Origin of the sequence: Streptomyces xiaopingdaonensis (assembly GCF_000262345.1) — a bacterium.
Classification (GTDB): domain Bacteria; phylum Actinomycetota; class Actinomycetes; order Streptomycetales; family Streptomycetaceae; genus Streptomyces; species Streptomyces xiaopingdaonensis.
This window is the reverse complement of record NZ_AJTQ01000293.1, coordinates 1-24,319: the sequence shown is the minus strand read 5'-3', so window position 1 is coordinate 24,319 and position 24,319 is coordinate 1. Positions and strand designations below refer to the sequence as shown.

The 24,319-nt window shown below is 73.3% G+C and carries 24 protein-coding genes; 13 read left to right on the top strand and 11 right to left on the bottom strand.

Annotated features, from left to right (window positions below):
* Position 1 precedes the first annotated feature (1 nt).
* Positions 2-472 (bottom strand): hypothetical protein, encoded by a 471-nt coding sequence (locus UWG_RS0123220; protein ID WP_016909601.1) that lies wholly within the window; start codon positions 470-472, stop codon positions 2-4.
* Positions 473-592: 120 nt separating this feature from the next.
* On the opposite strand from UWG_RS0123220, the gene UWG_RS0123215 reads away from it, so the two are divergent.
* The 5 genes from UWG_RS0123215 to UWG_RS0123195 all read left to right on the top strand — a co-directional run bounded on the left by UWG_RS0123215 (position 593) and on the right by UWG_RS0123195 (position 4,201).
* On the top strand, positions 593-940 hold the full coding sequence (locus UWG_RS0123215) for a GntR family transcriptional regulator (protein ID WP_016909600.1): 348 nt from the start codon (positions 593-595) through the stop codon (positions 938-940).
* Positions 941-942: 2 nt separating this feature from the next.
* Positions 943-1,419: a hypothetical protein gene (locus UWG_RS0123210; RefSeq protein WP_237720249.1), complete on the top strand. Its 477-nt coding sequence runs from the start codon at positions 943-945 to the stop codon at positions 1,417-1,419.
* A 474-nt stretch (positions 1,420-1,893) separates the two neighbouring features.
* Positions 1,894-2,547, top strand: a complete 654-nt coding sequence (locus UWG_RS0123205) for a sporulation delaying protein family toxin (protein ID WP_016909598.1) — start codon at positions 1,894-1,896, stop codon at positions 2,545-2,547.
* A 62-nt stretch (positions 2,548-2,609) separates the two neighbouring features.
* Positions 2,610-3,221 carry an SdpA family antimicrobial peptide system protein gene (locus tag UWG_RS0123200; protein WP_237720247.1) on the top strand — a complete coding sequence of 204 codons (612 nt, stop codon included), beginning with the start codon at positions 2,610-2,612 and terminating at the stop codon, positions 3,219-3,221.
* Complete coding sequence (locus UWG_RS0123195) at positions 3,218-4,201, top strand: sporulation-delaying protein SdpB family protein (protein WP_016909596.1); 984 nt, start codon at positions 3,218-3,220, stop codon at positions 4,199-4,201. Before UWG_RS0123200 ends, UWG_RS0123195 begins: the two co-directional genes overlap by 4 nt.
* A gap of 56 nt (positions 4,202-4,257) precedes the next feature.
* Here UWG_RS0123195 and UWG_RS0123190 read toward each other — a convergent pair whose 3' ends face one another.
* From UWG_RS0123190 to UWG_RS0123175, 4 genes are all read right to left on the bottom strand, one after another.
* Positions 4,258-5,115, bottom strand: a complete 858-nt coding sequence (locus UWG_RS0123190; protein WP_016909595.1) for an ABC transporter permease — start codon at positions 5,113-5,115, stop codon at positions 4,258-4,260.
* Positions 5,102-6,145, bottom strand: coding sequence for an ABC transporter ATP-binding protein (locus UWG_RS0123185; RefSeq protein WP_016909594.1), 1,044 nt, complete (start codon positions 6,143-6,145; stop codon positions 5,102-5,104). Before UWG_RS0123185 ends, UWG_RS0123190 begins: the two co-directional genes overlap by 14 nt.
* An 11-nt stretch (positions 6,146-6,156) precedes the next feature.
* Positions 6,157-7,428 carry a LolA family protein gene (locus UWG_RS0123180; RefSeq protein ID WP_016909593.1) on the bottom strand — a complete coding sequence of 424 codons (1,272 nt, stop codon included), beginning with the start codon at positions 7,426-7,428 and terminating at the stop codon, positions 6,157-6,159.
* A 277-nt stretch (positions 7,429-7,705) separates the two neighbouring features.
* Positions 7,706-8,719, bottom strand: coding sequence for a polyprenyl synthetase family protein (locus UWG_RS0123175; RefSeq protein WP_016909592.1), 1,014 nt, complete (start codon positions 8,717-8,719; stop codon positions 7,706-7,708).
* Between the two features lie 578 nt (positions 8,720-9,297).
* On the opposite strand from UWG_RS0123175, the gene UWG_RS0123170 reads away from it, so the two are divergent.
* Positions 9,298-9,879 carry a rhodanese-like domain-containing protein gene (locus tag UWG_RS0123170; RefSeq protein WP_016909591.1) on the top strand — a complete coding sequence of 194 codons (582 nt, stop codon included), beginning with the start codon at positions 9,298-9,300 and terminating at the stop codon, positions 9,877-9,879.
* A gap of 219 nt (positions 9,880-10,098) precedes the next feature.
* Positions 10,099-10,641, top strand: a complete 543-nt coding sequence (locus UWG_RS0123165; RefSeq protein WP_016909590.1) for a hypothetical protein — start codon at positions 10,099-10,101, stop codon at positions 10,639-10,641.
* 233 nt (positions 10,642-10,874) lie between these two features.
* On the opposite strand, the gene UWG_RS0123160 is transcribed toward UWG_RS0123165, so the two are convergent.
* From UWG_RS0123160 to UWG_RS0123150, 3 genes are all read right to left on the bottom strand, one after another.
* A complete protein-coding gene (locus tag UWG_RS0123160; protein ID WP_016909589.1) occupies positions 10,875-11,375 on the bottom strand; it encodes an NUDIX domain-containing protein in 501 nt (166 codons plus the stop codon).
* Positions 11,376-11,482: 107 nt separating this feature from the next.
* The gene (locus UWG_RS0123155) at positions 11,483-12,724 is read right to left on the bottom strand and encodes an FAD-dependent oxidoreductase (RefSeq protein WP_016909588.1); all 1,242 of its coding nucleotides are present in this window, start codon (positions 12,722-12,724) and stop codon (positions 11,483-11,485) included.
* A gap of 158 nt (positions 12,725-12,882) precedes the next feature.
* Entirely contained in the window at positions 12,883-14,238 is a 1,356-nt protein-coding gene (locus tag UWG_RS0123150) for a carboxylate--amine ligase (protein WP_016909587.1), read from the bottom strand.
* A gap of 470 nt (positions 14,239-14,708) precedes the next feature.
* Here UWG_RS0123150 and UWG_RS0123145 point away from each other — a divergent pair, with 470 nt between their 5' ends.
* The 4 genes from UWG_RS0123145 (at position 14,709) to UWG_RS0123130 (ending at position 18,645) form a co-directional block, all read left to right on the top strand.
* Positions 14,709-15,260 (top strand): hypothetical protein, encoded by a 552-nt coding sequence (locus tag UWG_RS0123145; protein ID WP_078495715.1) that lies wholly within the window; start codon positions 14,709-14,711, stop codon positions 15,258-15,260.
* An 85-nt stretch (positions 15,261-15,345) separates the two neighbouring features.
* Entirely contained in the window at positions 15,346-15,867 is a 522-nt protein-coding gene (locus UWG_RS0123140) for a hypothetical protein (protein WP_016909585.1), read from the top strand.
* Between the two features lie 129 nt (positions 15,868-15,996).
* Entirely contained in the window at positions 15,997-16,524 is a 528-nt protein-coding gene (locus UWG_RS0123135; protein WP_016909584.1) for a GNAT family N-acetyltransferase, read from the top strand.
* A gap of 246 nt (positions 16,525-16,770) precedes the next feature.
* Positions 16,771-18,645 (top strand): helix-turn-helix domain-containing protein, encoded by a 1,875-nt coding sequence (locus UWG_RS0123130; protein WP_237720245.1) that lies wholly within the window; start codon positions 16,771-16,773, stop codon positions 18,643-18,645.
* A 17-nt stretch (positions 18,646-18,662) separates the two neighbouring features.
* Here the strand turns inward: UWG_RS0123130 and UWG_RS0123125 are convergent, their stop codons facing one another.
* The 3 genes from UWG_RS0123125 to UWG_RS30830 form a co-directional block, all read right to left on the bottom strand.
* Complete coding sequence (locus UWG_RS0123125) at positions 18,663-19,862, bottom strand: IS701 family transposase (protein ID WP_016909582.1); 1,200 nt, start codon at positions 19,860-19,862, stop codon at positions 18,663-18,665.
* Positions 19,863-20,037: 175 nt separating this feature from the next.
* Positions 20,038-20,895, bottom strand: coding sequence for an NAD(P)H-binding protein (locus UWG_RS0123120; RefSeq protein WP_016909581.1), 858 nt, complete (start codon positions 20,893-20,895; stop codon positions 20,038-20,040).
* Entirely contained in the window at positions 20,885-22,129 is a 1,245-nt protein-coding gene (locus tag UWG_RS30830) for an acyltransferase family protein (RefSeq protein WP_016909580.1), read from the bottom strand. The genes UWG_RS0123120 and UWG_RS30830 overlap by 11 nt, the downstream gene beginning before the upstream one ends.
* A 225-nt stretch (positions 22,130-22,354) precedes the next feature.
* On the opposite strand from UWG_RS30830, the gene UWG_RS0123110 reads away from it, so the two are divergent.
* Both UWG_RS0123110 and UWG_RS0123105 read left to right on the top strand, forming a co-directional pair.
* The gene (locus tag UWG_RS0123110; protein WP_016909579.1) at positions 22,355-23,353 is read left to right on the top strand and encodes an NADPH:quinone reductase; all 999 of its coding nucleotides are present in this window, start codon (positions 22,355-22,357) and stop codon (positions 23,351-23,353) included.
* A gap of 26 nt (positions 23,354-23,379) precedes the next feature.
* The coding region (locus UWG_RS0123105) for an MFS transporter (protein WP_016909578.1) at positions 23,380-24,319 on the top strand (940 nt) is incomplete at its 3' end.

The window sequence follows — 24,319 nt, the reverse complement described above, 5'->3', positions numbered from 1 at the left end:
CTCAGCGCGCCGACCGCCCGGCGCGGGCGCCGAGCGCCTCGGCGAGCTCCTCCGGCCGCCCCGTCCCGACGACATACCGCTTGCCCTGCCGCGTCACGACCTCGACGGCCGAGGTGCCCCGGAGGACGAGCGCGGTCGCCCCGTCGAGGGTGCGGCGGAGGCCGAGGCCGCCCATGTCGCGGGCGCGGATCGTGCGTTGGCGTACCTCGACGAGGTCGTCGAGCGGCAGGTGCTTGCGCCACAGCGGGACGAGCGCGAGCGTGAGCCGGCCGTCGGCGACGGAGACCCTGCTGTGCATGGCCGCGAGGAGCAGCGGGACGATCCCGAGGAAGATCGGGAGCCCGATCCAGGAGGCGACGTTCTCCGCCTCGGTGAAGCCGAGGAGGAACGGGATGCTCAGCACGCACGCGGCGGTGCAGACGAGCACGACCGCGTCCAACCCCCGGGGCAGTCGCCGCCGTTCGGCGAACACGGGTCGCGCACCTTCGCGGCCTCCGGACACGTCGGACCATCCTTTCCCCGGGCCGGTCCCCTGCTGCCGGCCGTCAACTCGTCTGCGGATGAGTCTAGTTGATGTAGTCTCATTGTCACCATGCTCCTTGAGGTCGATCCCGCGGAACCGCTGCCGCTCTACGAGCAGGTGGCGGCGGGCATCCGCGCCGCCGTACGCGAGGGCTCGCTCCATCCGGGGGACCGGCTGCCGCCGGCCGCCGAGCTCGCCGAGGCCCTCGACGTCAACCGGCACACGGTGCTCAAGGCGTTCCACCTCCTGCGCGAGGAGGGCGTCCTGGAGTTCCGCCGCGGCCGTGGCGTGACCGTCGGGCGCGCCAGCGCGGCCGACGTCGAGCTGCACGAACTGCTGCGCCAGGCCGTCGCGCTGGGGAAGCGGATCGGGTACAGCCGCAAGGAGCTCGCCCGCATGATCGAGAGAGGGGAGTGACCGTGACGGTTCAGGGGGACGGCACGGACGGCAGGAGCGGCTCCGCACGGACGGCGTGGGTGGGCGGTGCGTCCAACTGGCTGCTCGCCTTCGGCAGCCTCGCCTTCACCGCGGTGGTGATCGGCCTCCAGTGGCAGAGCCTCGGGCCCGTGTCGCTCGCGCTCCTGGTCCTGCCGGTGGCGGTGCTCCTCGTGTCCCGGGTGCGAGTCGTCGCGGGCGTCCACGGGCTGCGGATCGGGCTGGGCCCCTGGGGCCGGCCGAGCCGGACGATCGGGGCCGAGCAGATCACGTCGGCCCGTGCCGAAGCCGTCTCCGCGATGTCCGTGGGCGGTTGGGGCGTCCGCCGGAAGGGAACGCTCACCGCCTACCTCGTGCGGGGCGGCGAGTGCCTCGTCGTCACCACGGCCGACGGCCGCGAGGTGGCGGTGAGTTGCGACGACGCGGCGCGGGGCGCCGCCGTCCTGGACAGCGACCGCTGAGGCGAGCGGCCGTGCGCGCCCCGGGGCGTACGGCCGCGCCAACCCCGGCCTCACCAGGGGGGATGACTCAACGTCACCACGCTCGCCGGCCCCACGTCCGGCCCGGTGACATGCACCACACCCGCGCACCGCCACCCTCCCGCGCGCCCCGAACCGCCGTACGTGAACGTGTTGTTCCCCTTGCCGGGAACATCATGAAAAGGAGCAAGAAGGGCCGCACACCTCCGTGCGCTTTTTCACCGGCCCGTCACAGCCGGCGCTCCACATACCCGAATTGGGAGGTACTTGCGCTTCCCCTCGGTTGTACGGACTTGATCGAATAACAGAAGGTAGCATTCCACTTTCTCCGCTTCCCTTTACCGCAAACCTGTTAGCGTTCGGTGCTCCTTCGGCGAATACGGCACGCGCTCACGTGCCGTATTTACAGGGGGAATGTTTCCAATCGGAATCAATTGCCGGAGAGGCAGGTATTAAGTGAGAGCAAAGTCGAAGGCGCTCGCGTCCGTCGTGGCGGCGGCGCTCGCGCTCGGCGGGGCGACCACCGCCTACGCAGCGAGTCAGGCCCCGACAGCCGAGGTCTCCGCGACCGTCCCGGTCTCGGGGAAGGTGGGGGCCGCCGATGACGGACGCTCGCTCTTCCGGGGGATTCTCTTCGGGCAGGGTGAAGTGGCCGAAGAACTCGGCAAGTCGGAAGAACTCTTCGCCACGATGGGCGAGGGCTACGAGAAGAACAACACGGCCGACGTCCTCAAGGCGGGCGACGCCGTGATGGACGCCGTCGAGAAGAACCGCCCCGGCGCAATGGCGGAGTTCTCGACGGAGATGCGCTCGGGCGACGTCGAGCGCGTGCAGACGGCACTCCAGAAGACCACGGACGACCTCGTGGACGTCGGCGTCATCGCGGAGGAGAAGGACGACGCGAGCGGCACCTGCCTCTACGTCGCCGTCGGTGCCGCCCTCGTCCACGTGGCGGGCGGGCTCACCGCCGCCGTGGTCGCCGTCATGGAGGCCGCGGTCGTCGGCGCCAACTGGGTCTACGGCACCAACTGGGTCCTTCCCAGCGCCGCCGACAGCTCGCTCAGCAAGGAGCAGGCCGTCGCGGAGTTCAGCAAGCTCATGAAGGCATGACCCACCGGGGCCGCCGTCGCTCGACGGCGGCCCCTCCCCGCCCACCCGACCCGGAAGTACCGATGTCCCCAACGCCCCCCGTATGGCGCGCTTCCCCGCCCGCTACCACCGCGGTCCCCCGCGGCGCCGTGTGGACGGCAGCCGCCTTCGTCTTCCTCGTCGCGCTGTACGGCATCCACGCGCACCTCCCGTCGAACGCGCTCACGCTGCCGGGCGAGAGCCGTGCCTCGCAGGAGGCGGCGACGCGCGTCCTCCCGCAGGGCTGGGCCTTCTTCACCAAGTCCCCGCGGGACCCGGCCGTCGAGATGTACCGGGTCAAGGCGGCGGGCGAAACCGTCAAGCTCTCCGCGACCCCGCACGCCTCCGCCGTCAACAGCTTCGGGCTCGACCGGTATTCGAGGGCCCAGGGCCCCGAGTACGCGAAGCTTCTGGAGCGCGTTCCGGAGAAGGAATGGCACAAGTGCAGCTCGGACGACCCGCGCAGGTGCGCGGCCGAGGACAAGCGGAAAGGCCGGAAGGTCGTCAACCGCACCCCGTCGCCGAGCTTCTGCGGAGACGTGCACGCCGTCTCCTCGAAACCGCACCCCTGGGCCTGGCGCGGACTCGTCGACGAGACGCACAAGGCCGAGCGCTCCCTCCACCTCTCCGTCACCTGCAAGGGGGCGCAACGATGAGGAAGACGTTCGACCTTCCGGTCCCCTGGGGCAACTGCCTCGGCCTCGCGCGCACCCTCATCGCCCTGGGCACGGCCGCCACCCTCGTCTTCAGCGAGACCGACTCGCTCTTCGGTCTGCTCGTCAACCGCGGCCAGGCCCCCTACTGCGACGGCGTGCGCGCCGCGAGCGTCTTCTGCGTCGCGCCCGACGGCGGGCTGGAGGCGGCGCGTTGGATCTGCGTGGCCGTGTGCCTCCTCGCCGCCAGCGGCTGGCGCCCGAGGTTCACCTGCATCCCGCACTGGTACGTCGCGGCGAGCCTCTACAACAGCATCTCCATCCCCGACGGCGGCGACCAGGCCGCCTCCGTCCTCGCGCTGCTGCTGATCCCGGTGGGGCTGACCGACCCGCGCCGCTGGCACTGGCAGCCGACGCAACGGGCCGGCGAGCCGTCGCGTGGGCGTGCCTGGTCCGTCGCGGTCGGCGCCGTCTTCACCTTCGCCGTCCAACTCCAGGTGGCGGGCGTCTACTTCCAGGCGAGCGTCGCCAAGCTCAGCCACCAGGAGTGGGCCGACGGGACCGCCCTCTACTACTGGGGCAACGACCTCGCCTTCGGCGCTCCTTCCTGGTTCGCGCCCTTCGTCCACCTGCTCACCTCGGCGCCGCTCACCGTCGCGCTGCTCACCTGGGTGCCGCTCTTCATCGAGTTCGGCCTCTTCCTCTGCCTCTTCCTGCCGCTGCGTGCCCGGCCCTGGCTCCTCGCCGCCGGCTTCCTGCTCCACCTGTGCATCGCGCTGATGATGGGCCTCTGGAGCTTCGCCTTCGTGATGTGGGGCGCCCTGCTGGTGCTGTGCAACCCCATCGGCCGCCACGTCGTACGGGAGCCCGCCGACGAGGACGCGCGCACCGAGGAGCCGGCGGCTCCCGAGAGCCGGCAGGCCGCGGAAGAGGGCCCGTCGAGGGAGGCCGCGCTCCAGCCCGCCGGAAGCGAGAACGGCTGACGGCGACCGAACGCGGCGCGGCCGGGGAACAGACGGCCCCCGGCCGCGCCGTACGCTCAGGCCGTGACGTCGCGGGTGGTGAACCGCGCCCAGGCGGCCGAGCCGAAGACGACGGCGTAGAGCCCCTGGAGGCCGAAGTTCCGCAGCAGTCCGTCCCAGTACACCGGGTCCCGCAGCAGGTCGGCGAAGCTCAGCCAGTGGTGCGGGAAGAGGTAGGGGTGGACGGCGGAGAGCTGCGGCACGGTGCCGAGGATCTGGACCGTCATCAGCAGGCCCACCGTCGTCGCCATCGCGGCGATGCCGCTGCCGGTGAGCGTCGAGACGAAGAGCCCGAGCGCCGCGAACCCGACGAGCGAGAGCGCCACCGCGGCGGCGACCGCGAGCGCCCGCGACAGCCCCTCGGCGAACGGCACCGAGGTACCCGAGAGCAGCGTCACGTCGCCGACGGGGAAGAGGAGCACGCCCGTGACGAGCGCGGCGAGGAGCACGACGGCCGTCGCCGCGAAGCAGAAGACGACCGTGGCGGCGAACTTCACGGCGAGCAGCCGCGTCCGCCCCGCCGGCGCCACCAGGAGGTACCGCAGCGTGCCGGAACCCGCCTCCCCCGCCACCGAGTCGCCGGCGACGACGCCGACCGTCATCGGCAGGAAGAACGGCAGTACGGCGGCGAGCGAGGCGAAGACGAGGAAGAGCCCGTTGTTGGTGATCTGCGAGAGGAACGCGGGACCGCCCGCCGCGTCGCCGTCCGACGTCCGGATGCGCACCGCGACGCCGACGAGGACGGGCACGGCGGCGAGCACCGCGAGCATCGCCACCGTCCGCCAGCGGCGGAACGTCAGGCGGATCTCGCTGCCGAGGAACCCGGGCGCCCCCCGGAGGCGCGGGGCCTGCGGCGCGGTCTCAACCGGTGACATCGAAGCCCTCCCCCGTGAGCGAGACGAAGACGTCCTCCAGCGAGGCGCGCTCCACCCCGAACCCCCGCACCCGCACCCCGGCGCGCACCAACTCCGCGTTGAGCTCGGCGAGTTCGACGGTCTCCTCGGCGCCCGGCGCCTCGCCCGTGACCCGGGGCGTCCCTGCCGGCTCCTCGGGGACCTCGACGCCGAGGCCGCGCACGCCCTGCTCCTTGAGGACCCGCACCGCCTCGACGGTGTCCGGCGTCGCGACGGCGAGGCGGCCGCGCGCCCCGGCCGAGAGCGCGGCCACGGTGCCCTGGCTGATCAGCCGGCCGCCGCTCATCACGGCCGCGTGCGAGCAGACCTGCTCGATCTCGTCGAGCAGGTGCGAGGAGAGGAAGACGGTGGTGCCGTCGGCCGCGAGGCTCCGCACCAGGCCGCGGATCTCGCGCATGCCCTGCGGGTCGAGCCCGTTGGTCGGCTCGTCGAGGACGAGGAGCCGGCGCGGCTGGAGGAGCGCGGCGGCGAGCCCGAGGCGCTGCTTCATGCCGAGCGAGTACGCCTTCGCCTTCTTGCCCGCGGCCGCCGCGAGGCCGACCCGCTCCAGCGCCGTCCCGACCCGCTCGCGCCGGGTGCGCGGGGCGGCCGTCGGGTCGGCCGCGTCGAGGCGGAGGAGGTTCTCGCGGCCGGTCAAGTAGCCGTAGAGCGCGGGGCCTTCGATGAGCGCGCCCACGTGCGGCAGCACCTCGCGGGACGAGCCCGGCATCGGGCGGCCGAGGAGGTGCGCGGTGCCGCTGGTGGGCTCGATGAGGCCGAGCAGCATGCGGATCGTGGTGGTCTTCCCCGAGCCGTTGGGACCGAGGAAGCCGAAGACGCTGCCCGCGGGGACGGTCAGGTCGAGCCCGTCGACGGCCGGGGCCCCGCGCCCGTACCGCTTGGTGAGTCCACGGGCGGCGACGACCGCTTCGGCGGAGCCGGACGCGGGCGCTCCCCGCTCCGGTGGGGAAGCGTTCCGGGGTGGCCCCGGTGCCCGGTCCGACTCCGCCATCGCATACCGCCCTACTTCTTGGCGGCGGCGTTCGCCGCCTCGACGAGCCCGTCCTTGGTGACGGCGCCCACGTATACCGTGCCGTCGTCGGTGAGGAGCGCGTTCACCACGCGGGTGCTGACGACGCGCCCGTCGCCGAACTCGCCGCTCACCTTCTCGGTGAAGCCGTCGAGCATCCCCTCGGCCTCCGAGCCCGCGCCCTTGTCCTCGCCTCCGGCGCCGGGTGCGCCCGGTGCCTTCAACTCGGCGACACTGCCCCAGCCTTCGCCGAGGACGTCGAACGCCTTCGCGTCCGGCAGGGCGTCCGGCTTCGCCTTCTGCTTGCCCCGGTGGTCCTCGGGCTTCGCCTCGGTGACGTCGGTGCCCTTCGGCGGCTTGAAGTCGAAGGAACCGGCCGACGGCTTGCCGAAGTCGACGTCGGAGTAGGCGACGTCGACGACGGGCTTGCCGCCCTCGCGGGCGCCGAGCGTGAACTTCAGCGGGGTGCCCGTCTCCGCGTCGACGGAGATACGGGCGTCCTTGACGGTGGTGTGCTCCGCCTTCTTCGGCGCGACGACGAGCTGGTAGGCGTCGCGCCCCGCGACCTTGGCCGTTCCGTCGACGGAGACCGAGGTGGTTCCGTCGGCCGCCTTCAGCACCTGGCGGGCGGCCTCGCGCGGGGTGAGGTCGGCGTACTTGCCCTCCTTCGGGCCCTTGTCGGCCTTGCCGTGCGGCCCCGGCTCCGCCTTGGTGTGCCAGGCCGAGTTGCTGCCGCTGTCGTACGCCCAGACGTCGGCGCCGTTGCGGATGAGGTTGTACTCCGCCGCCTTCTCGACGAGGGAGACGCGCTGCCGCTCGGGCCCGTCCATGGCGACCCGCAGTGTGTGCTCGCCCGAGGCGAGCTGCATGAGCCGCCCCTCGGGCGCTGCCGGGCTGCTGCCCTCGCCCTTCTCGCCCGAGGGCGCTTCGCTCTCGCCGCCCGGGCCGCCGCCGAACGGTCCGCCTCCGCCGTCCGAGCCGAAGGAGCCCGGGAGTTCGGGGAGACCGAGGTCGGTCTTGATCTTGACGGTGCCGGAGAGCTGGTCCGTCTCGGCGCCTGCGACCTTGGCGACCAGCTCCTCGGCCGTGACGTCCGGAAGGTCCGGACCGCCCGTGTCGGCGAGCGCCGGGACCAGGCCGACGGTCGCGGCCGTCAGGCCGACGACCGCGACGGGGACTCCGTACCTGACGGCCCGGCGCCCCGGCTTGCGCTGGGCCCCTTGCGGCTCGTCCGGTGTCGGACTGCTCGGTTGGATCTGTGCCATCTGTTGCCCTACCTCCGATGTCGGCGGCGGTGTATGCCAACGCACTCGTCCACCCCTCGCCGCCATTCTCACCCGAACCGGTGCGGGATGGTGTCCTCCATGGCAACAGATTGCGCGGAGCGCTGCGTCAGCCGCCGGGGCCAACTCGGCGGCGGCGCACGTACTCCGGAGGTAGGAGCCGCGGGGCGGCGCCGTACGCGCGCGGACGCAGCGGTCGCGACCTGCGGCCGAAGGGCGCGGTCCCCGAGCGCCGAACGGGCGCGCTGTGTCCGGGCGTTCAGCCGGCCCGGTGCACGACGGAGTCGCACAGCCCGGAGAGCGCCGCCTTCGCGGTGCACTCGGGGAGCGGCGCCAGCATCTCGCGCGCCTCGTGCGCGTACCGGACGGTGTCCCTGCGGGCCTGCTCCAGCGCGGGGTGGGCGCGCAGCCCGGCGAGGGCCTCGGCGTGCCTGCCGTCGTCGGTGAGGTCGCCGTCGAGGAGGGCGCAGAGCCGGCGGTCCTCCGCGGTGGCGTCCGGGTGCGCGGCCCGCGCGCGGAGATGGAGGACGGGGAGGGTGGCGATGCCCTCCCGCAGGTCGGTGCCGGGGGTCTTGCCCGACTCGGCGGAGTCGCTGGCGATGTCGAGGACGTCGTCGGCGAGTTGGAAGGCGACGCCCATCCGCTCGCCGTACTGGGTGAGCACCGAGACGTGGCTCTCCTCGGCGCCCGCCATCATCGCGCCGAACCGGCAGGCCACCGCGACGAGCGAGCCCGTCTTGCCCGCGATGACGTCGAGGTAGTGGTCGATCGGGTCCTGCTCGGCCTGCGGGCCCGCCGTCTCCAGGATCTGGCCCGTCACCAGCCGCTCGAACGCCTCCGCCTGGATGCGGACGGCGTCGGGGCCGAGGTCGGCGAGCATGTGGGAGGCGCGCGAGAAGAGGAAGTCGCCGGTGAGGACGGCCACCGAGTTGCCCCAGTTGGCGTTGGCGCTCGGGACGCCGCGGCGTACGTCGGCCTGGTCCATGACGTCGTCGTGGTAGAGGGTCGCGAGGTGGGTCAGCTCGACGACGACGGCCGAGGGCACGACCCCGGGTGCGTACGGGTCGCCGAACTGCGCCCCGAGCATGACCAGCAGCGGCCTGAACCGCTTGCCGCCCGCCCTGACCAGGTGCCGCGCGGCGTCGGTGATGAACGGTACGTCGCTCTTCGTGGCCTCGATGAGGCCCTCTTCGACGTCGGCGAGGCCCGCTTGGACGTCGGTTTCGAGAGTCTGATCCCGCACGCTCAGCCCGAAGGGTCCGACGACGGTCACGAGGGGTACTCCTGTCTGCGGACGTTGATGGAACGAGCGACAGCGATCGCGCGAAACCTCAATATCTCGGTGTCACCATCACCCGGCAGCGTATCCGGTCACTTGACGATCATGGCGGGTGCCCGACCCAGCTCCCCACCAACCGGGACGAAGTCCACGGTGTGCGCCATGGTGCACGGTCACCGGCCGTCCGGGGAAGGCCGCATACCGCGTTCCGCGACGGGAAGTTCACCCTGCCGACGTGCAAGGACCCGTACGGGTGCGTATCCCTCGTGCCGCGCGTTCCATGCCTGTGCCGCCACGGGATTCCGGCGGCGGAGGCGTCAACTCCGGTGCGGGCCCGTCTCCGGCGGTCCAGCACACCGGAGACGGCGGCGAGTTGCGGGGCGGCGTCCACGCGGTCGCGGCCCTCCTCGCTCATCCTGGGGCCCCGGGGCGCGGAGCGGGCGACGAGTCTCACCGTGCTCGACTCCCCCACCCGCACCTCTCCGCAGGTACAAATGCACGGAGTTCGACGCCGGCCCCGCCCGGCGGCCGGGACGGGACCGACGCACCTCGTAAGAACCTGGAGGCCCTCCATGAGCAACGCCGAGACCACCCTCACCCCCGAAGAGGCCGCCGGGCGGACGGCCGACCTCGCCGTCGTCGACGTGCGGACGCCCGCCGAGTTCGCCACCGGGCACCTGCCGGGCGCCTACAACGTCCCGCTCGACCGGCTGCGCCAGGGCATCCCGGCGCTCAGCTCCGCGGCCGGCGGTTCCGGGCTGCTCTTCGTCTGCGCCTCGGGCGGCCGCTCCGAGCAGGCGCGCCAGGTGCTCGCGGGGGAAGGCGTGCGGGCGGCCTCGCTCGGGGGCGGCACCACCGCCTGGCGCGGGGCGGGGCTGCCCGTCGAGCGGTCCGAAGGGACGCCGCGCGTCTGGCCGATGGAGCGGCAGGTGCGGTGCGCCGCCGGCGCGCTCGTCCTCGTGGGGCTCGCCGGTGGACGGTTCGTCTCGCCGAAGGCGCGGGTGGTCTCGGCGCTGGTCGGGGGCGGCCTCGTCTACGCCGGGGTGAGCGGGACCTGCGGCATGGCGGCGGCCCTGGCGAAGCTGCCGTTCAACCGCCCCGGTGCGGCGGACCCCGACTTCGACTCCACCCTCCGCGCCCTCGCGGCACGCTGACCCGCGGTGCACCGCAGGACCGGGCTCGGGACCGGGCAGGCGGTGCGTGCCGCGGAGTGCCTCCCGCGCCGGAGCGCGGGCGGCGGCGTACGGGCAAGAGAGTGCGCGCCGAACTCCGTACAACCGTCGGGGGAGTTGGGCTGTCTCAGTAGGTGCCCAGGGGCCATTGACCACATGCCCCTGATATTCGACCAGAGCCGCACAAAGGGGGAAACATCCATGCGTAACCCGCTCACCAACCGGTACGGAAAGGGAGCAATCGCCGTGGCCACCGGGGCACTTCTGCTCTTCCCGGCAGGCGCCGCGTACGCCGGCAGCGGTCCGGCACCCTCGCCCTCGCAGCGCGCCGACACCAGCACGACCGCGCCTTCGGAGAAGGGGAACCCGAACAGCAAGCTCGCCCGCGCCGCCGGTGTCTGCGACGACGCGCACGAGATCGGCACCAAGGGCGTCGCCACGCGGGACGGGGTGCAGGTCGCCTCGGTGAAGCAGTTCTACTCGGAGAAGTGCGAGGAGAACTACGCGTACGTCTGGGTCTGGGACCAGTTCCACGACGGCGCCGCCCCGTACGACGTCTCGCTCGCCGTCTACGACCACGACACCGACGAGTACCACGGGAAGAAGGTCGCGGAGAACACCACCGACCAGGAGTTCTGGACCGAGGGCACCGGCACCGTGTCGGACTGCACCTCGGCGGTGGGCGCCCTGCGCGCCGAGGGCGACCCGCTGGCGAGCCAGGCCGCCTCCAGCAAGCGCTGCTGAGCCGACCGCCGGCGCCGCTCCGACCAGGCGGCGCCGGCGGACCGGGGGGCGCGTACCCGCGCCGATGCGTCCAGGGGGAAGACCGCGGAGGGGCCCGGCGGCCGCACGCCGTCGGGCCCCTCGGCGCGGCCTGCGGGGGCGGCGTCCTGTCGGCCTGGTCTCGGAGACAACCCGCGCTGCAGGACACCGACTTCACGCGTGTGCGCCCAGCCGTGTCCGCGGTGGGCAAGATCTCAGTGCCAACCGTCGAGGGACATCTGCGGCCCTTTTCCGAGGTACCGGTGGAGTGCGCTGGCAGTGGTTTCCACGAACTCTTCGGGAGCGGCGTTGACGTCGGCCCAGCGGACCTGGGCGTGTTTGCGGGGTTCGCGGTTTTCGGGTTGGCCGGTCCAGTCGTGGGTGGCGAAGACGACGGTGAAGAAGCCGTTGGGGGATTCGACACCGCGGGCGGCGTGAATGAGGTGGGCGACGCGGAGAGCCCCGGGCTGCACCGTCAGCCCGGTCTCTTCGTACAGCTCGCGTACGGCGGTGTCGGTGATGGGCTCGCCGGGGTCGTTCTTGCCGCCGGGCAGGTCCCACATCCCCTGGGCGAACTTGGCGTCGGGGCCGCGCTGGAGGAGCAGGACGCGGTTGTTCTCGGTGTCGTGGACGATGACGGCGGCGACCAGCAGAGTCATCGATTCCAGGGCGGGCGGGAGGTCGCTGGGCGGGTTGTCGGTGTGCGGCTGGGCCACGGTGTTCCCTTCGTTCGCCGGGGCGGTGGGGCGAGCAGCGCTTCGTGGACGCGGCGGTGGAGTCGGGCAGCACCGCTGGCAGGTGGCGAGGACGCGCACACGCCGCCCTACCCCCCATACCTCCCCGCCACCGCCGCAGCGAGGCGCGGAGACGCGAACTCCGTGCCCACCACGAACCGCATCACGGGCCCGTACGAGGCCGCCGCCGGGAGCCCCGTGAAGTACAGCCCCGGCACGGAGGAGACGAACCCGGGGCCGAGCAGCGGCGAGGTGTCGCGCCCGCTGGGGACGAGCCGTGCGCGCAGTTCTGCGCTGAGGAAGCCGAGGGTGCCGAGGTCCGTGCGGTAGCCGGTGGCGGAGACGACGTGGTCGGCTTCGAGGCGGCGGCCGCCGCCGAGCCGGAGCGCGATCCTGCTGCCCCCGTCGACGCGGTCGGCACGGACGAGCGCGTGCCCCTGCGTGACGCCGACGTTCGAGGCCATGAACCGCTCACGCAGCCACCAGGCGCCGAGCGGCCCGAGTACCCGGTGCGCGAGCCGGGAGCGGACGGGGGCCGGAAGGTAGCGGTAGGCGTCGGCGTAGTAGGTGAACCCGTGGAGCGACCAGGCCCGTCCGAACGGTGAGTCGGGGCGCATCCGGGGCTGGTGGTCGGGCGGTGCGCCGAACCCTACGGCGGAGGCGCGGCGGGCGACGACGCGCACCGAGGCGCCGGCCTCGGCGGCGAGCACCGCCGTCTCGAGACCGGACTGGCCCGCGCCCACGACGAGGACCTCGCGGCCCGCGAGGTGCCCGAGGTCCCCGTGGTCACCGCTGTGCGAGACGAGCGCGCCGGCGGCCGTCCCGCCGTCCACCGCAGCAGCGGCGGCAAGTGGCCGCGGTATGCGGGCACTTGCCGCGAGCCCCGTCGCGACGACGACGGCACCCGCCTCGACGAACTCCCCCGAGTCGGCCTTGACCTCGAAGCCGCCGTCGGGCGTCGGATCGACGGAGACGATCCGGGTCCGCGTGAGGTCGGGAAGGAGCGTGCGCTGGAACCACTCGCCGTAGCGCGCGAAGGTCTCCACGGGTACGAGGTCCCAGTCGGACTCGTAGCGGCGCTCCCCCGACTCGGCGCAGTAGTCGAGGAGCGTGTGGCCGAGCCGCGGCGCGGAGATGTTCGAGGCGGCCGGCGTCGACTTCAGCAGCATGCCGGGCGGCATGTTCTCCCGCCAGCTCACCATCGGATCGCCGAACACCCTTACCGGCACGCCGAGTTGGCGCAGGTGTGCGGCTGCCGAGAGCCCGTAGGGCCCGGCGCCGATCACGACGGCCGGGCGGGCTTGCGGCTTTTTGCCGGTTTTCTGGTCCACCTGGGTCCCTCCCCCTCTGCTGCGCCGCCGGGCCGACCGGCGGCCGCCTTCGTCGTACGGCTGCGCCGCTCCCCCCGGGGCCGCGCCCTCTCGTTCTCTCCCACTCGCCCGCCGGATATGAGGGGTTGCTCCGGTGCGCCCTCGTGCGCCCCTCGGGGTCAGCGCCGTGCGCGCCAGAGCCGCCAGAGGTGTCTGGCTCCCGGACGCACCAGGCGGGCGGCCATCAGCGCTGCGGGGAGCGGGTCGTCGGAGGCCGCCCAGGCGAGTTCGGTGCGGTCGGCGCGGGAAGTGGCGTGCGGGGCGCGGTAGTCGGAGCCGAGGTACGCCAACCGGGCGGCGGCGTCGACGTGTTCGACGACGAAGCGGCGCCGCCGCGACTGCCCGCCCGACGGCACCGGGCGGCCCGTGAGGTCGAGGTGCTGCGCCCGCACCACGTCGACGCCCGCGTCGTCCTCGAAGAGCCGGAACTGCGCGCCCATCCGCGGGTTGAAGTCGAGCAGGCGGTAGCGGCCGTCCCTGCGGTCGTGCCGCCAGTCGAGGTCGAGGATGCCGGCGAAGCCGACGAGCTTGGCGAACCGCGCGGAGAGTTCGGCGAGTTCGGGGTTGTCGACGGTGCAGGCCGCGGCCGTCATACCGGCGTGCGGCGGCCAGGAGCGCATCTTGACGCCGGTGAAGAGGACGCGGACGGCCGCGTCGGCGTCGACGTACGCGTGGACGATCCAGTCCTCGGCGTCCTCGCGCGGGAGGTACTCCTGGAGCACGACGCCCGGGTCCTCCGCCCAGCCGCGCGCGAGCCGCAGCAGGTGCTCGCGGTGGGCGACGAGGGTGGTGCCGTCGACGGCGGGCGCCGAACGCCGCTGGTACGCCTCGCGGTTCTTCGCGACGAGCGGGTACCGCGCCCGATCGGCGTAGGCGAGCAGCTCGTCCCTGGTGCGGGGCGCGGCACCGGCGGGCGAGGGGACGCCGTGCTCGGCGCAGAGTTCATGGAGGCCCTGCTTGCTCGCGAGCCGCCGCGGCAGTCCCGGCGGGACCCGCGGGAAGAGGAAGTGGTCGGCGAGGAGCGGCTGGTGCTCCGCGATGAGGACGGCCGCCTCCTCGTCGGTCGGGAACAGGACCGCGGGCCCTCCGATCCGGCGGGCGGCGCGGAGCAGCCCCGTCGTCAGCGCCTCCGCCGGTTCCCTCCCGCTCGTCGGGAAGACCAGCGCCTCGCGCAGGTACCGCGACCGGGCCGCTGGGGTCCAACCGTCCTCGGTGAGCGCGTACATGGGCACGCCTGCGCGGCCGAGGCTGCGGACGGCGCCGAGCCCGCCGTGGTGGAGCGGGTAGTCGCCCACCTTCACGACGAGCCCCGCGACCGCGGTGTCGAGCGCGGGAACGGCGTCCGCGCGCCGCCTTCCGGGCGCCGCGCGCCGCCTTCCGGGCGCCGCGCGCCTGCCCGTCCGCGCCGCGCGGCGGCCCCCCTCCGCTCCTGCGTCGCCCGCTCCCGCTGGTCCGCGCACGCTGCCGCCCGCCACCGCTCCCCCTCTTGGCGCCGGGCGCCCCGGTCCTGCCCCGAGTGCGTCCGCCTGCCCCCGCAGACGACGGTAGGGCGCCGTGCGAGCCCCGCACCAACCCCTTTTGCGACAACAAAGGGTGCTTCCGGTTGCTTTGCCATTGCTTTGCCGTCCGGAGCAGGCTTGGGTGCGGGTTTACCCGTATGGGTGAACCACCCTTTGCGTGCCCGGAGTTGGTGCGTAGTGTTCTTCCCGACGGCGCCCCGCGCACGCTGCACCGCCCCCGAGTGCAGCGCGTGCGGGGCGCCTCGCCGTGCGAGCGCAGGCGGCCGGCGCTGCCGGCCCGTCCCCGTGCGGTTCCTGTTGCCGTTCCGTCGACGATCCCGGACGTCGCAGCCACGGCGCCCCGGGCCGCCCTGGTGCTAACTTGACCTCTGGCCCACACCGGGCCTCGTCCGCACGGGCGGACCACGACGCCGCCCGCACCGACGGTGCACGACCACGGCACGACCGAGGGGGAACAGGTGCGCAGGGCAGGACGGTTGAGCAGTGCGGTGGCCGGGTGCGCGGTGGCCGCCCTCCTGGTGGGCGGGTGCAGCGGCGGCGGCGAGGACGACGGGAAGGGCTCCCCGTCAGGGGCCCCCTCCGCACCGGCGCGGCCGTCCGACGGCGCGAAGGCGGCCGACCTCGTCGGCGCCTGGAAGAACGACGCGCAGCCCGGCGACAACGACCTCCGCATCCTCACCATCAGCAAGAGCAAGGCGATGCTCACGGGCAAGACGACCTGCGCCGGCACCGTCGGGGACAGCGACGGGGGCGTGCGCCTCGACCTCACCTGCCCCGACGGGAGCGACGAGTTCGCACGCGGCGTCGCGGAGGCGTCCGAGGACGGCAGCCTCACCGTCTCCTGGGAGTCGGGGAAGGCCGACCGCTTCACCAAGGCGGAGGGCACCCCCAGCAGGCTGCCCTCGACCCTCCCCAGCGACGTGCCGACGGAAGCGCCGGGGGACACCGACGAGCGCCTGCCGGACCTCGAAGGCTGACGGAAGAACACCCCCGGCGCGGCCCACGGGGCCCGTGCCGTCCTCACGCCTGCCACACAACTGCCAACCAACGGAGGGGAATCCGGTGCGCACATCGGCACTCAGGACAGGGGCCGCCGCCGCTGCGGCAGCCGCGGCGCTGCTCGTCGGCGGCTGCGGCAGCAGCGACGAAGGCGGCGACGACAAGGAGCAGGCGGCCCCCTCGGCGACGGAGAGCACTCCGGACGAGGAGGCCGCCGACGGCTCGGACGAGGAAGGTCCCGGGACCCTCACCGGGGTCTGGAGCGCACGGTCCGGCGGCGGGAAGCAGCTCCTCACGATCGCGTCGGACGGCGTCTCGCTCCTGTCGGGCAAGCAGGTCTGCACGGGCCGCGTCCTCGACGACGAAGGGCAGGCGCTCGTGCTCAAGTGCCCCGAGGGCGCCGGCGAGGAGCGGACCAACGGGCAGGTCGAGACGCTGGAGGCGAAGACGCTGAAGGTCGCGTGGAACGGGGGCGCCACGGACACCTACGCCAAGGTCGCCTCCGCACCGGAGAACGTCCCGAAGACCCCCGGCGACCTGCGCGACCTGGAGGACCTCGACGGCCTGGAGGACCTGCTCCGCTGAGCAGCCGGGCGTCAACCCGACGCGGCGTCCCGTGCGTTCGTCCTCCCGCAGGGCCGACGCGCGGGGCGCCGCGTGTACATGGCATGCGGCAGCCGACGGTGTGTCAGAGGGGCGTGGCAGACTCACCGCATGTCCCTATCCCCCGAACTCGCCTCCGACCGGCGGATCATGCTGATACCGCTCGACGAGCCCCTCCTCCGCGACCTCCTCGCGACCGCCGTGGCCGAGGCCGAACCGGCCGAGGTCATGCCGGAGCCCGCCGAGGGCGCGGGCTGGTCGCCCGAGGTCCGTGAGGCGTTCCTCCGCTTCCACCTGACGCGCTCGCTGAGCGCGGCCCCGGTCGAGCGGACGTACGCAGTCGTCGTCGACGGCACCGTGGCCGGCGCGGCACGGCTCGCCCCGCTCGAAGAGGGCGAGGGCGCCGCCGAGTCGAGCCTCGTCGAGGGCGGCGTCTGGCTCGGCCGCGCCTACCGCGGCTCCGGCATCGGAAAGGCGGTGCTGCGCGAACTGGTCCACGGCGCCAAGGCGTTCGGCGCCGCCCGCCTGCGCACCCGCACGACCCGCGAGAACACCCCCGCGCTCCACCTCCTCGGCGCGCTCGAAGGCGTCGAGCGCGCCGAGCACGGCGGCGAGGTCGTCTTCACCCTCCACCTGTAACTCCGAGACGGGCGCCCCGCGCGGCGGACGGTCACGCGCCCGCCGCGCCGGGCACACCCGCCCCGGAATTACCGTGCACGGAAAACGAAGGGACGCATAAACCGAGGAATACAGCGGGAAAGCAAGAGCATAACTCGCTTGTGATAACGAGGTGTTGACGCTTCACAACCCCACTACATAGCATTCCCCGCATGCAGGACCGTCGGCTCAGGGGGCGCCGGGCGGCCTGACGGGGGAGGGGCGAAGTTGTCGAGCGCACGCGTGGAGACGGCGGCTCTGGGAGCCCTCAGATCGCTCGCAGAGGGGGAACGGGCCACAGATCCGGGGGCATCGGGCGAGAGCGGGCGCCCGGACGGGCACGAGGACCCGGGAAGCGTCGGGGAACTCGCCCTGCGTATCTCGGGCCGCATGGAATACCACCGCAAACGCGAGAACGAGCAGGCCGCACTCGTCGATTCGCTGAGCGAGCTGATGCTCGCCGAAGATCTCCCCGCGCTTCTCGGAATTCTCACCCGCCGCGCGCGCCTCATGATCGGCGCCGACGTCTGCTATGTGAATCTCCGCCGCGGAACTCCGAACGAGCCCGTGCGCTCATCCGACGGAAACGCAGCACCGCTCCGCACGCCCTGGCCCGGCGCACAGGACGGCCTCGACGAGCGCGTCCTGGAGCACGGCGCACCGCTCTGGCTCCCGGACTACCCGACGGGCGAGACCGGCCGGCACCCGGCGACCGAAGCGGCGGCCCGCGCCGAGCAGTTGCGGAGCATCCTCGCCGTACCGCTCCTGCACGGCAGCGAACCGCTCGGCGTGCTCTACGCGGCCTACCGCACCGCCCGCCACCTCGACGCGCACGAGCAGTCGCTGCTCCTGCGGTTCGGCGGGCTCGCGAGCGCGGTGCTCCACTGGGCGCGCTCCGTCGAGCAGGCGCGGACCGAGAGCGCCGCGCTGGAGCAGGCGGCGGCGAAGGCCGAGGAGGAGCACGCCAGGGCCGCTGCCGTCGCGGCGCACCGGAGGCGGCTGGTGGACGCCGCGCTCCGGGGCGACATGCAGACCGTCGTCGGCCTCGCCGAGGAGCTGCTGGAGGGCACGGTCGCCGTCTACTCACCGCACGGCGCGCTCCTCGCCGGCGCCCGCTCCTCCGCCACCCTCACTCCCCCCGAGCGCCCGAGCGCGCCCGCACCGGGGCCCGACGAGCCACCGCGCCGCCTCCTCGGCGGCACCTGGGTCGCCCCCGTCCACGCCGCCGGGGAGCACCTGGGCACCCTCGCCGTCCGCGCACCGTCCGAACTCGCCCCGGACGCACGGCGATTACTCGGCCCCACGGCGCAGGCGCTCGCCTTCCGGATGCTCCTGGAGAGCGGGGCCGCGCCCGTCAGGGGCAGAGAGGCGCACGAGCGGCTGCTCGACGAGCTCCTCGGCCGGCAGAACGCCGCACCCCAGCAGACGGCGCTGCGGTTCCTCCGCCACGGGATCGACCTCGGGGAACCGCACATCGTCGTCGTGGTGAGGCGCGAGGCCACCCCCGACGCCTCCCCGCGCGCACGCCCCGACCGCGGGTTCGGCGACGCGTGGCCGAGCCGCTCCCGCGGCGGGCGCACGGTGGTCCTGGTGCCGGGGAGCGACGCGGCCGCAGCAGCCAGGCAGGTGCACGAGCGGATCTCCGCGCTGGAGCACACGCCCCCGACCGTCGCGAGCGCGGGCCCGGCCCGGGGCCCGGAAGGGTGCCGCGACGCGTACCTGGAGGCGTCCAGGTGCCTCGCCGCCATGGCGGCCCTGAGCTGGTCGGGCCGTCCCTCCTCGACCGACGAACTCGGCTTCGTCGGGATGCTGCTGAGCTCCGACCGCGACGTCACGCGCTTCGTCGACGCGCAGATCAGCGCCGCCCTCCGCTACGACGAGGAGCGCTGCACCGACCTCGTCCCCACGCTGCTCGCCTACTTCGAGACGGGCGGCAGCCCCACGCGGGCCGCGCTGCGGTTGCACGTGCACCCCAACACCGTCAGCCGCCGGCTGGAGCGCGTCGGGGAGTTGCTCGGGGACGACTGGCAGTCGCCCGAGCGCTCCTTCGACATCCAACTCGCCGTGCGGCTCACGAGGTTGCGCGGGCTCCTCGGCGACTGAGGCGCCCGTACGGCCCGTCAGGAGCAGTACTGCGGCAGCGCCCGGTGGGCCTCGCGCGCCGAGACGGCGGCGACGAGGTGCGCAACGGAGGCGAGGGTGACGTGGCGGTGCCATCCGCTGAACGACCGGCCGGCGAAGTCGCGGACGCCGACCTCCTCGGAGACGGTGGCGAGGTCGGCCTCGACGCGGTCGAGAAACCGCGTGAGCCGCAGGAGGCGGTGGAGGGGTGCGTCGGCCATGTCGGTGAGCCACACGTCGTCGGACCGGCCGCCGCCGGTCGGCGAGACGCCGAGCAGCAGGAGGGTGCCCGCACCGTCCACGCCGCGCCGCCGGTGCGCAGGGACCGGGGGCGCGTGCACGGGCAGCGTCGTGACGTGGCGGCAGGTGGTGCCCGGGTGCGCGACGGGGCGGCGGAAATCGCGGAAGGCGCGCAGGAGTTGACGCCCCGCGATCGGGCCCGCGACGCGCAGCGGGACGCCGCCGCGCGGTGCCTGCCGGAACTCCTGCGCACCGCTGATGCGCAGCAGGAAGGGCACCCCCACGGCACGCAGCCGGCCCACCGTGCGCGCCACGTCGGCCTTCCCCACGTGCATCACGACGGGCCCTGCCGACCGCTCGAGGCCGATGTCGAGGTAGGTCTCGACGGCGCACTCCTCCGCCGTCTCCTCCTCCCACCCCTCCGGTATCAGCGCCTTGCGCCGGCGCGGGCCGTCCTCCAGCCACGCGCGCGAGAGGTGCAGCCGCCATCCGACGGGGACGCTCAGCTCGTCCCGCGCCGCCCATACGCTCATCGAGCGCTGCGCGTTGACGACCTGCCCCGACTCCGGGACGACGTAGCGGTCGACGCCGACCGAGTGCCGGCCGGCCTTCGGCGTGACGACCGGGCGGATCACCCAGGCCAGCGGCGGGACCGCACGCTGCACGTACGCGGCGAGCGCCTGCCGGACCGGGACCCACTCCCAGGTGGAGCTGCTGACGAAGTGGTGGAGGCTCTGCTCGGCGGACGCCTGGCCGAGGAGCGCCGCGATGTTCCGTATCGACTTGCGCCCCTCGGCGAGGAGCAGACCCCGTACGTACTGCTCGCCTCTGCGGCGCTGGTCCATGCGCGGGATCGACGCGAAGAGGCCGGCGCACAGCTCGGAGAGGAAGCCGTCGTCGAGAGTCTCGGCCAGACCCGGAGGCGGCTCCGTGCCCTGCTGGTGCGTGCTTGTCCCCACGTCGTGTACCCCCGTATTCCACGTAGTTGACAATCTTCTCTTTTGAACGGCAAGTCTAAATTTTTCGCTCCTGTCTACCCAGGTGCTCCCGTCACACAGATCCGGCCGCGGACGAGGGTGCGCCCACTGGTTCCGGGTTCCGCCCCGGCCGGAGGTGTCCGGCCGGGGCGGTCCCTCACTCGCGGAAGTCGGCCGCGTGGTCGGCCGCCCACTCCTCGAAGGTGCGGGGCGGGCGTCCCGTGAGCCGCTCCACCTCGTCGGAGAGTTCGGTCGGGCGGCCGTCCGAGCGCGCCCAGTAGCCGACGACGCTGTCCCGCACCCACTCCGGGATGATGTCGGCGAGTTCCGCTCTCGCCTTCTCCTCGCTCAGCTCGACGAACTCCAGCGGACGGCCCAACACGCGGGAGAGCGCCTCCAGTTGGCGGCGTTGAGTGATCGACTCCGGCCCGCTGACGAAGTACGCCCGCCCCTCGTGCCCCGGCTGGGTGAGCGCCACCGCCGCGACGGCCGCCACGTCCGCCTCGTGGATGGCGTCGCTGTGCGACTCCGGGTAGGGGAAGCGGATGGCGCCCTGGGCGCGGATGCTCTCCGGCCATCCCCACATCAGGATGTTGGTGGCGAAGTTGGCGGGCCGCAGGAAGGTGTAGGGGATGCCCGACGCCTGCACGGCCTCCTCGGCCTCCACGTGCATCGCGGTGATGGCCTGCTGCTCGGGGAAGCCCGCCACCACCGTGTGGGAGGAGAGGAGCACGACCTGCTCGACGCCGGCCTCGCGCGCCGCACGGACGAAGGTCTCGGTCCCGCCGGGGACCGCGTAGAGGAAGACCTTGCCGACCCCGTCCAACGCGGCCTCCAGCGTGGCCGGTCGGGTCAGGTCGACGGGGACCGTCTCGACTCCGCCCGGGACCGCGGAGGGCGGGCTGCTGCGCACGCCGGCGCGCACGGGTGCGCCCTGGGCGTGCAGCTGCTTCACCACTTCGCGGCCGACCTGCCCGGCGGCGCCGGTGACCAGGATCTTGCGGTCAGTGCTCACGGTGCGTCTCCTGTCGCGTCGATGTCGTATCCGGTTGCAGCGGTGTGCGCTTCTGGGACCAGCGCCGGGTGAGCGGGCGCTCGACGAGCCCGTAGAGCGCCCACGAGAGCCAGACGGCGACGACGGCTTCGGCGAGGAGCAGCCCGATCGTCGCCGGTGTGCTGAAGAGGTCGTCGCCCAACACCTCTCGCCCGTAGGTGAGGACGACGTAGTGGAGCAGGTAGAAGGCGAACGAGATCTCGCCGAGCCAGACGGCCCTCCGCGTCCTGAGGAGGCTCGGGCGTCCCTCGATGTCGGCGGTCGCCGCCGCCGCGATGACGAGCACGATCGGGACGACGCAGATGCTGCGCTGCGCGTACAGGTACGGCACGAAGCCGGTGAGCACGTAGGCGCCGGCGAGCAGGGCGCCCGACCACAGCAGGCCGATGTTCCGCCAGCGGCCGTTGCGGACCATCAGCGCCACCAGGATGCCGAGCCCGAACTCCAGGAGCCGCGTCGGCGGGAGGACGTAGGTGACCCAGTACTGGAGCGGCGAGGCGTCGTAGCCGCCCGGCACCTGCGGCGTCGAGGGGAGGAGCCGGTAGGCGGCGAAGGGGATGGCGAAGACGCCGACGACGGCGCCGGCCGCCCAGTACTTCAGCCGGTGCGCCGGTATGCGCCGCAGCAGGGCGTAGAGGAGCGGGAAGGAGGCGTAGAAGACGAGCTCGACCCCGAGCGACCAACTCGGCGTGTTGACGCTGAAGTAGGTGTCGAAGTCGGGTATCCACACCTGGAGCATCAGCAGGTTCGCCGCCGCCCGCCAGAAGTCGGTGAAGGCGTGGGCGAAGAGCAGCATGGCGAGGAGCCAGGTGACCACGTAGTTGGGGTAGATCTTGACGAACCTGCGGCGCAGGAAGGCCCCCGCGCCGTCGCGCTCGCGCACCGACCACGTCAGCACGAACCCGCTGAGCACGAAGAAGAAGCTGACACCGAGGGCGCCCGCCTGCTCGGCGGCCCTGGTGAAGGCGTTCTGTGCGTCGTCGCTCTCCAGCAGGCGCAGGCTCGGGATGGGGAGCGCCGCGTGGTAGAGGAAGACGAGCAGCGCCGCCGGGAACCGCAGCCCGGTGAGCGACGGGAGGCGGACGCCCTTCCGGCCCCGGGTGCCGCGGGCCGCTTCCGCGCCGTCCGGCGCTCCCGCTTCGGGACGCCGGTCGCCCGCCTTCCTTCCGTCCACGGACAGTTGCTCGCTCGACATCGGACCCCCGTTTCTTGCACGTTCACGTGCGTGGTGCAGTGATCGATCGAGCAGCGCCGGAACAGCCCGCCGCTGCCTCGACTTGACTACACTAGACGGTGCAGGTCATTGTCTTTACTGATCAGTGCAGAGTGTCAGGTCTGAGGTGAACTCCTAGGCGAGGGAGGGAAGTTGACGACAGAAAGGCCCGGCTCCGACCGGCCGGAAGCAGTCCCGGACGGCACCATGCAGGCGGCCTACGTCACCGCACGCGGCCCCGCGGACCTGATCCGCCACGGGACCCTTCCGGCCCCGCGCCCCGGACCCACCGACGTCCTCGTCCGCACCACCGCGACGACCGTCAACCCCGTGGACGCGCTGGTACGTTCGGGCGTCTTCGAGACGCCGCTGCCGTTCCCGTTCGTCGTCGGCCGGGACCTCGTGGGGACCGTCGCCGAGGCGGGCCCGGGCGCGCCGGGCTTCGCCCCGGGCGACCGGGTGTGGTGCAACAGCCTCGGCCACGAGGGCAGGCAGGGCGCCGCGGCGGAACTCGCCGTCGTACCGGGCGACCGCCTCTACCATCTGCCGCCCGACGTCGACCCGTTGAACGCCGTCACGGTGCTGCACCCCGGTGCGACGGCCTACTTGGCGCTCTTCACGCACGGCGGCCTCACCGCCGGCCGGACCGTCCTCGTCGGCGGCGCCGCCGGCAGCGTCGGAAGCTGCCTGGTGACGCTGGCGGCAGCCGCGGGCGCCCGGGTGATCGCGACGGCGCGCCCGCAGGACCACGCCTACTGCACCTCCCGCGGAGCCTCGGCCGTCGTCGACTACCGCGCCCCCGACCTCGCGGACCAGGTGCGCGAACTCAGCCCCCGCGGCGTCGACCTGCACCTCGACACCAGCGGCGCCAACGACCTGCGGACCGCCGTCGGGCTGCTCGCGCCGCGCGGCCGGATCGTCCTGTTCGCCGGCGCGCGCTCGGAGTCGCTGCTGCCGGCCGGCGCGCTCTACCTCAACGACGGCTCCGTCGCCGGATTCGTCATCTCGCACGCCACGACCGCCGAACTCGCCGAGGCGGCCGGCGCGGTCAACAGGCTGCTCGCCGAGGGCGCCCTCCACCCCCGCGAACGGGAGCTGCTCCCGCTCGGCGCCACCGCCGAAGCGCACGCACGGGTGGAGCAGGGGCTGCACGGCCGCCGACTCGTCCTGCTCACCGAGGCCGCGCCGACGGCGTACGCCCGCTGACGCCCGCACTCAGAAGGGAACCCGCTGTGACCTCGCCGTTAGGCGTCCCCACCACGGCTCCGCGCCGCCGACTCGGCCTGACGCTCGCCCTGTTGGCCTTCGCCCAGCTCATCATCTCCATCGATTACAACATCGTCTTCGTCGCCCTGCCCGACATCGGCCGCGAACTCGGCTTCTCCTCGCAGACGCTCCAGTGGGTGGTGAGCGCGTACGCCGTGGCCTTCGGCGGGTTCCTGCTCCTCGGCGGGCGCGCGGGCGACCTCCTCGGCCGCCGCCGGATGTTCCTCCTCGGCCTGCTCCTCTACGGCGTCTCCTCCCTCGTGGGCGGCTTCGCGACCAGCCCGGGGCTGCTCGTGGCGGCCCGCGCCGTCCAGGGGCTCGGCGGCGCGTTCCTCTTCCCCGCGACGCTCTCGCTCGTCAACACCACCTTCGAGGAAGGGCCGCAGCGGTTCCGGGCGCTCTCCGTGTGGGCGGCGGCGGGGGCGAGCGGCATGCTCCTCGGGTCGCTGCTGGGCGGCCTGCTGACGGAGGGCTTCGGCTGGGAGGCGGTCTTCTTCGTCAACGTGCCGCTCACCGCGCTCGCCGGGCTCGCCGCCTTCCGGCTGATCCGCGCCGACGGGCCGAGGGAGAGCGGGCGCCGCTTCGACCTGCCGGGCGCCGTGAGCGCGACCGCGGGCGTGACGCTCATCGTCTTCGCGCTGGTGCAGGGGCCCGCGTCGGGCTGGGGAGCGCCGGTCGTCGTCGGCGCGGCCGTCGCGGGGGTCGTGCTCGTCGCCGGCTTCCTCGTGCTGGAGAACCGCTCGGCCGACCCGCTGATGCCGCTGCGGCTCTTCCGCAACCGGAACCTCAGCACCGGCTCGGGCGTCACCTTCCTCTTCATGGCGACGTTCGGCACGCTGCTGTACTTCCTCACCGTCTACTTCCAGGACGTCCACGAGTACAGCGCGCTCCGCACCGGCATGGCCT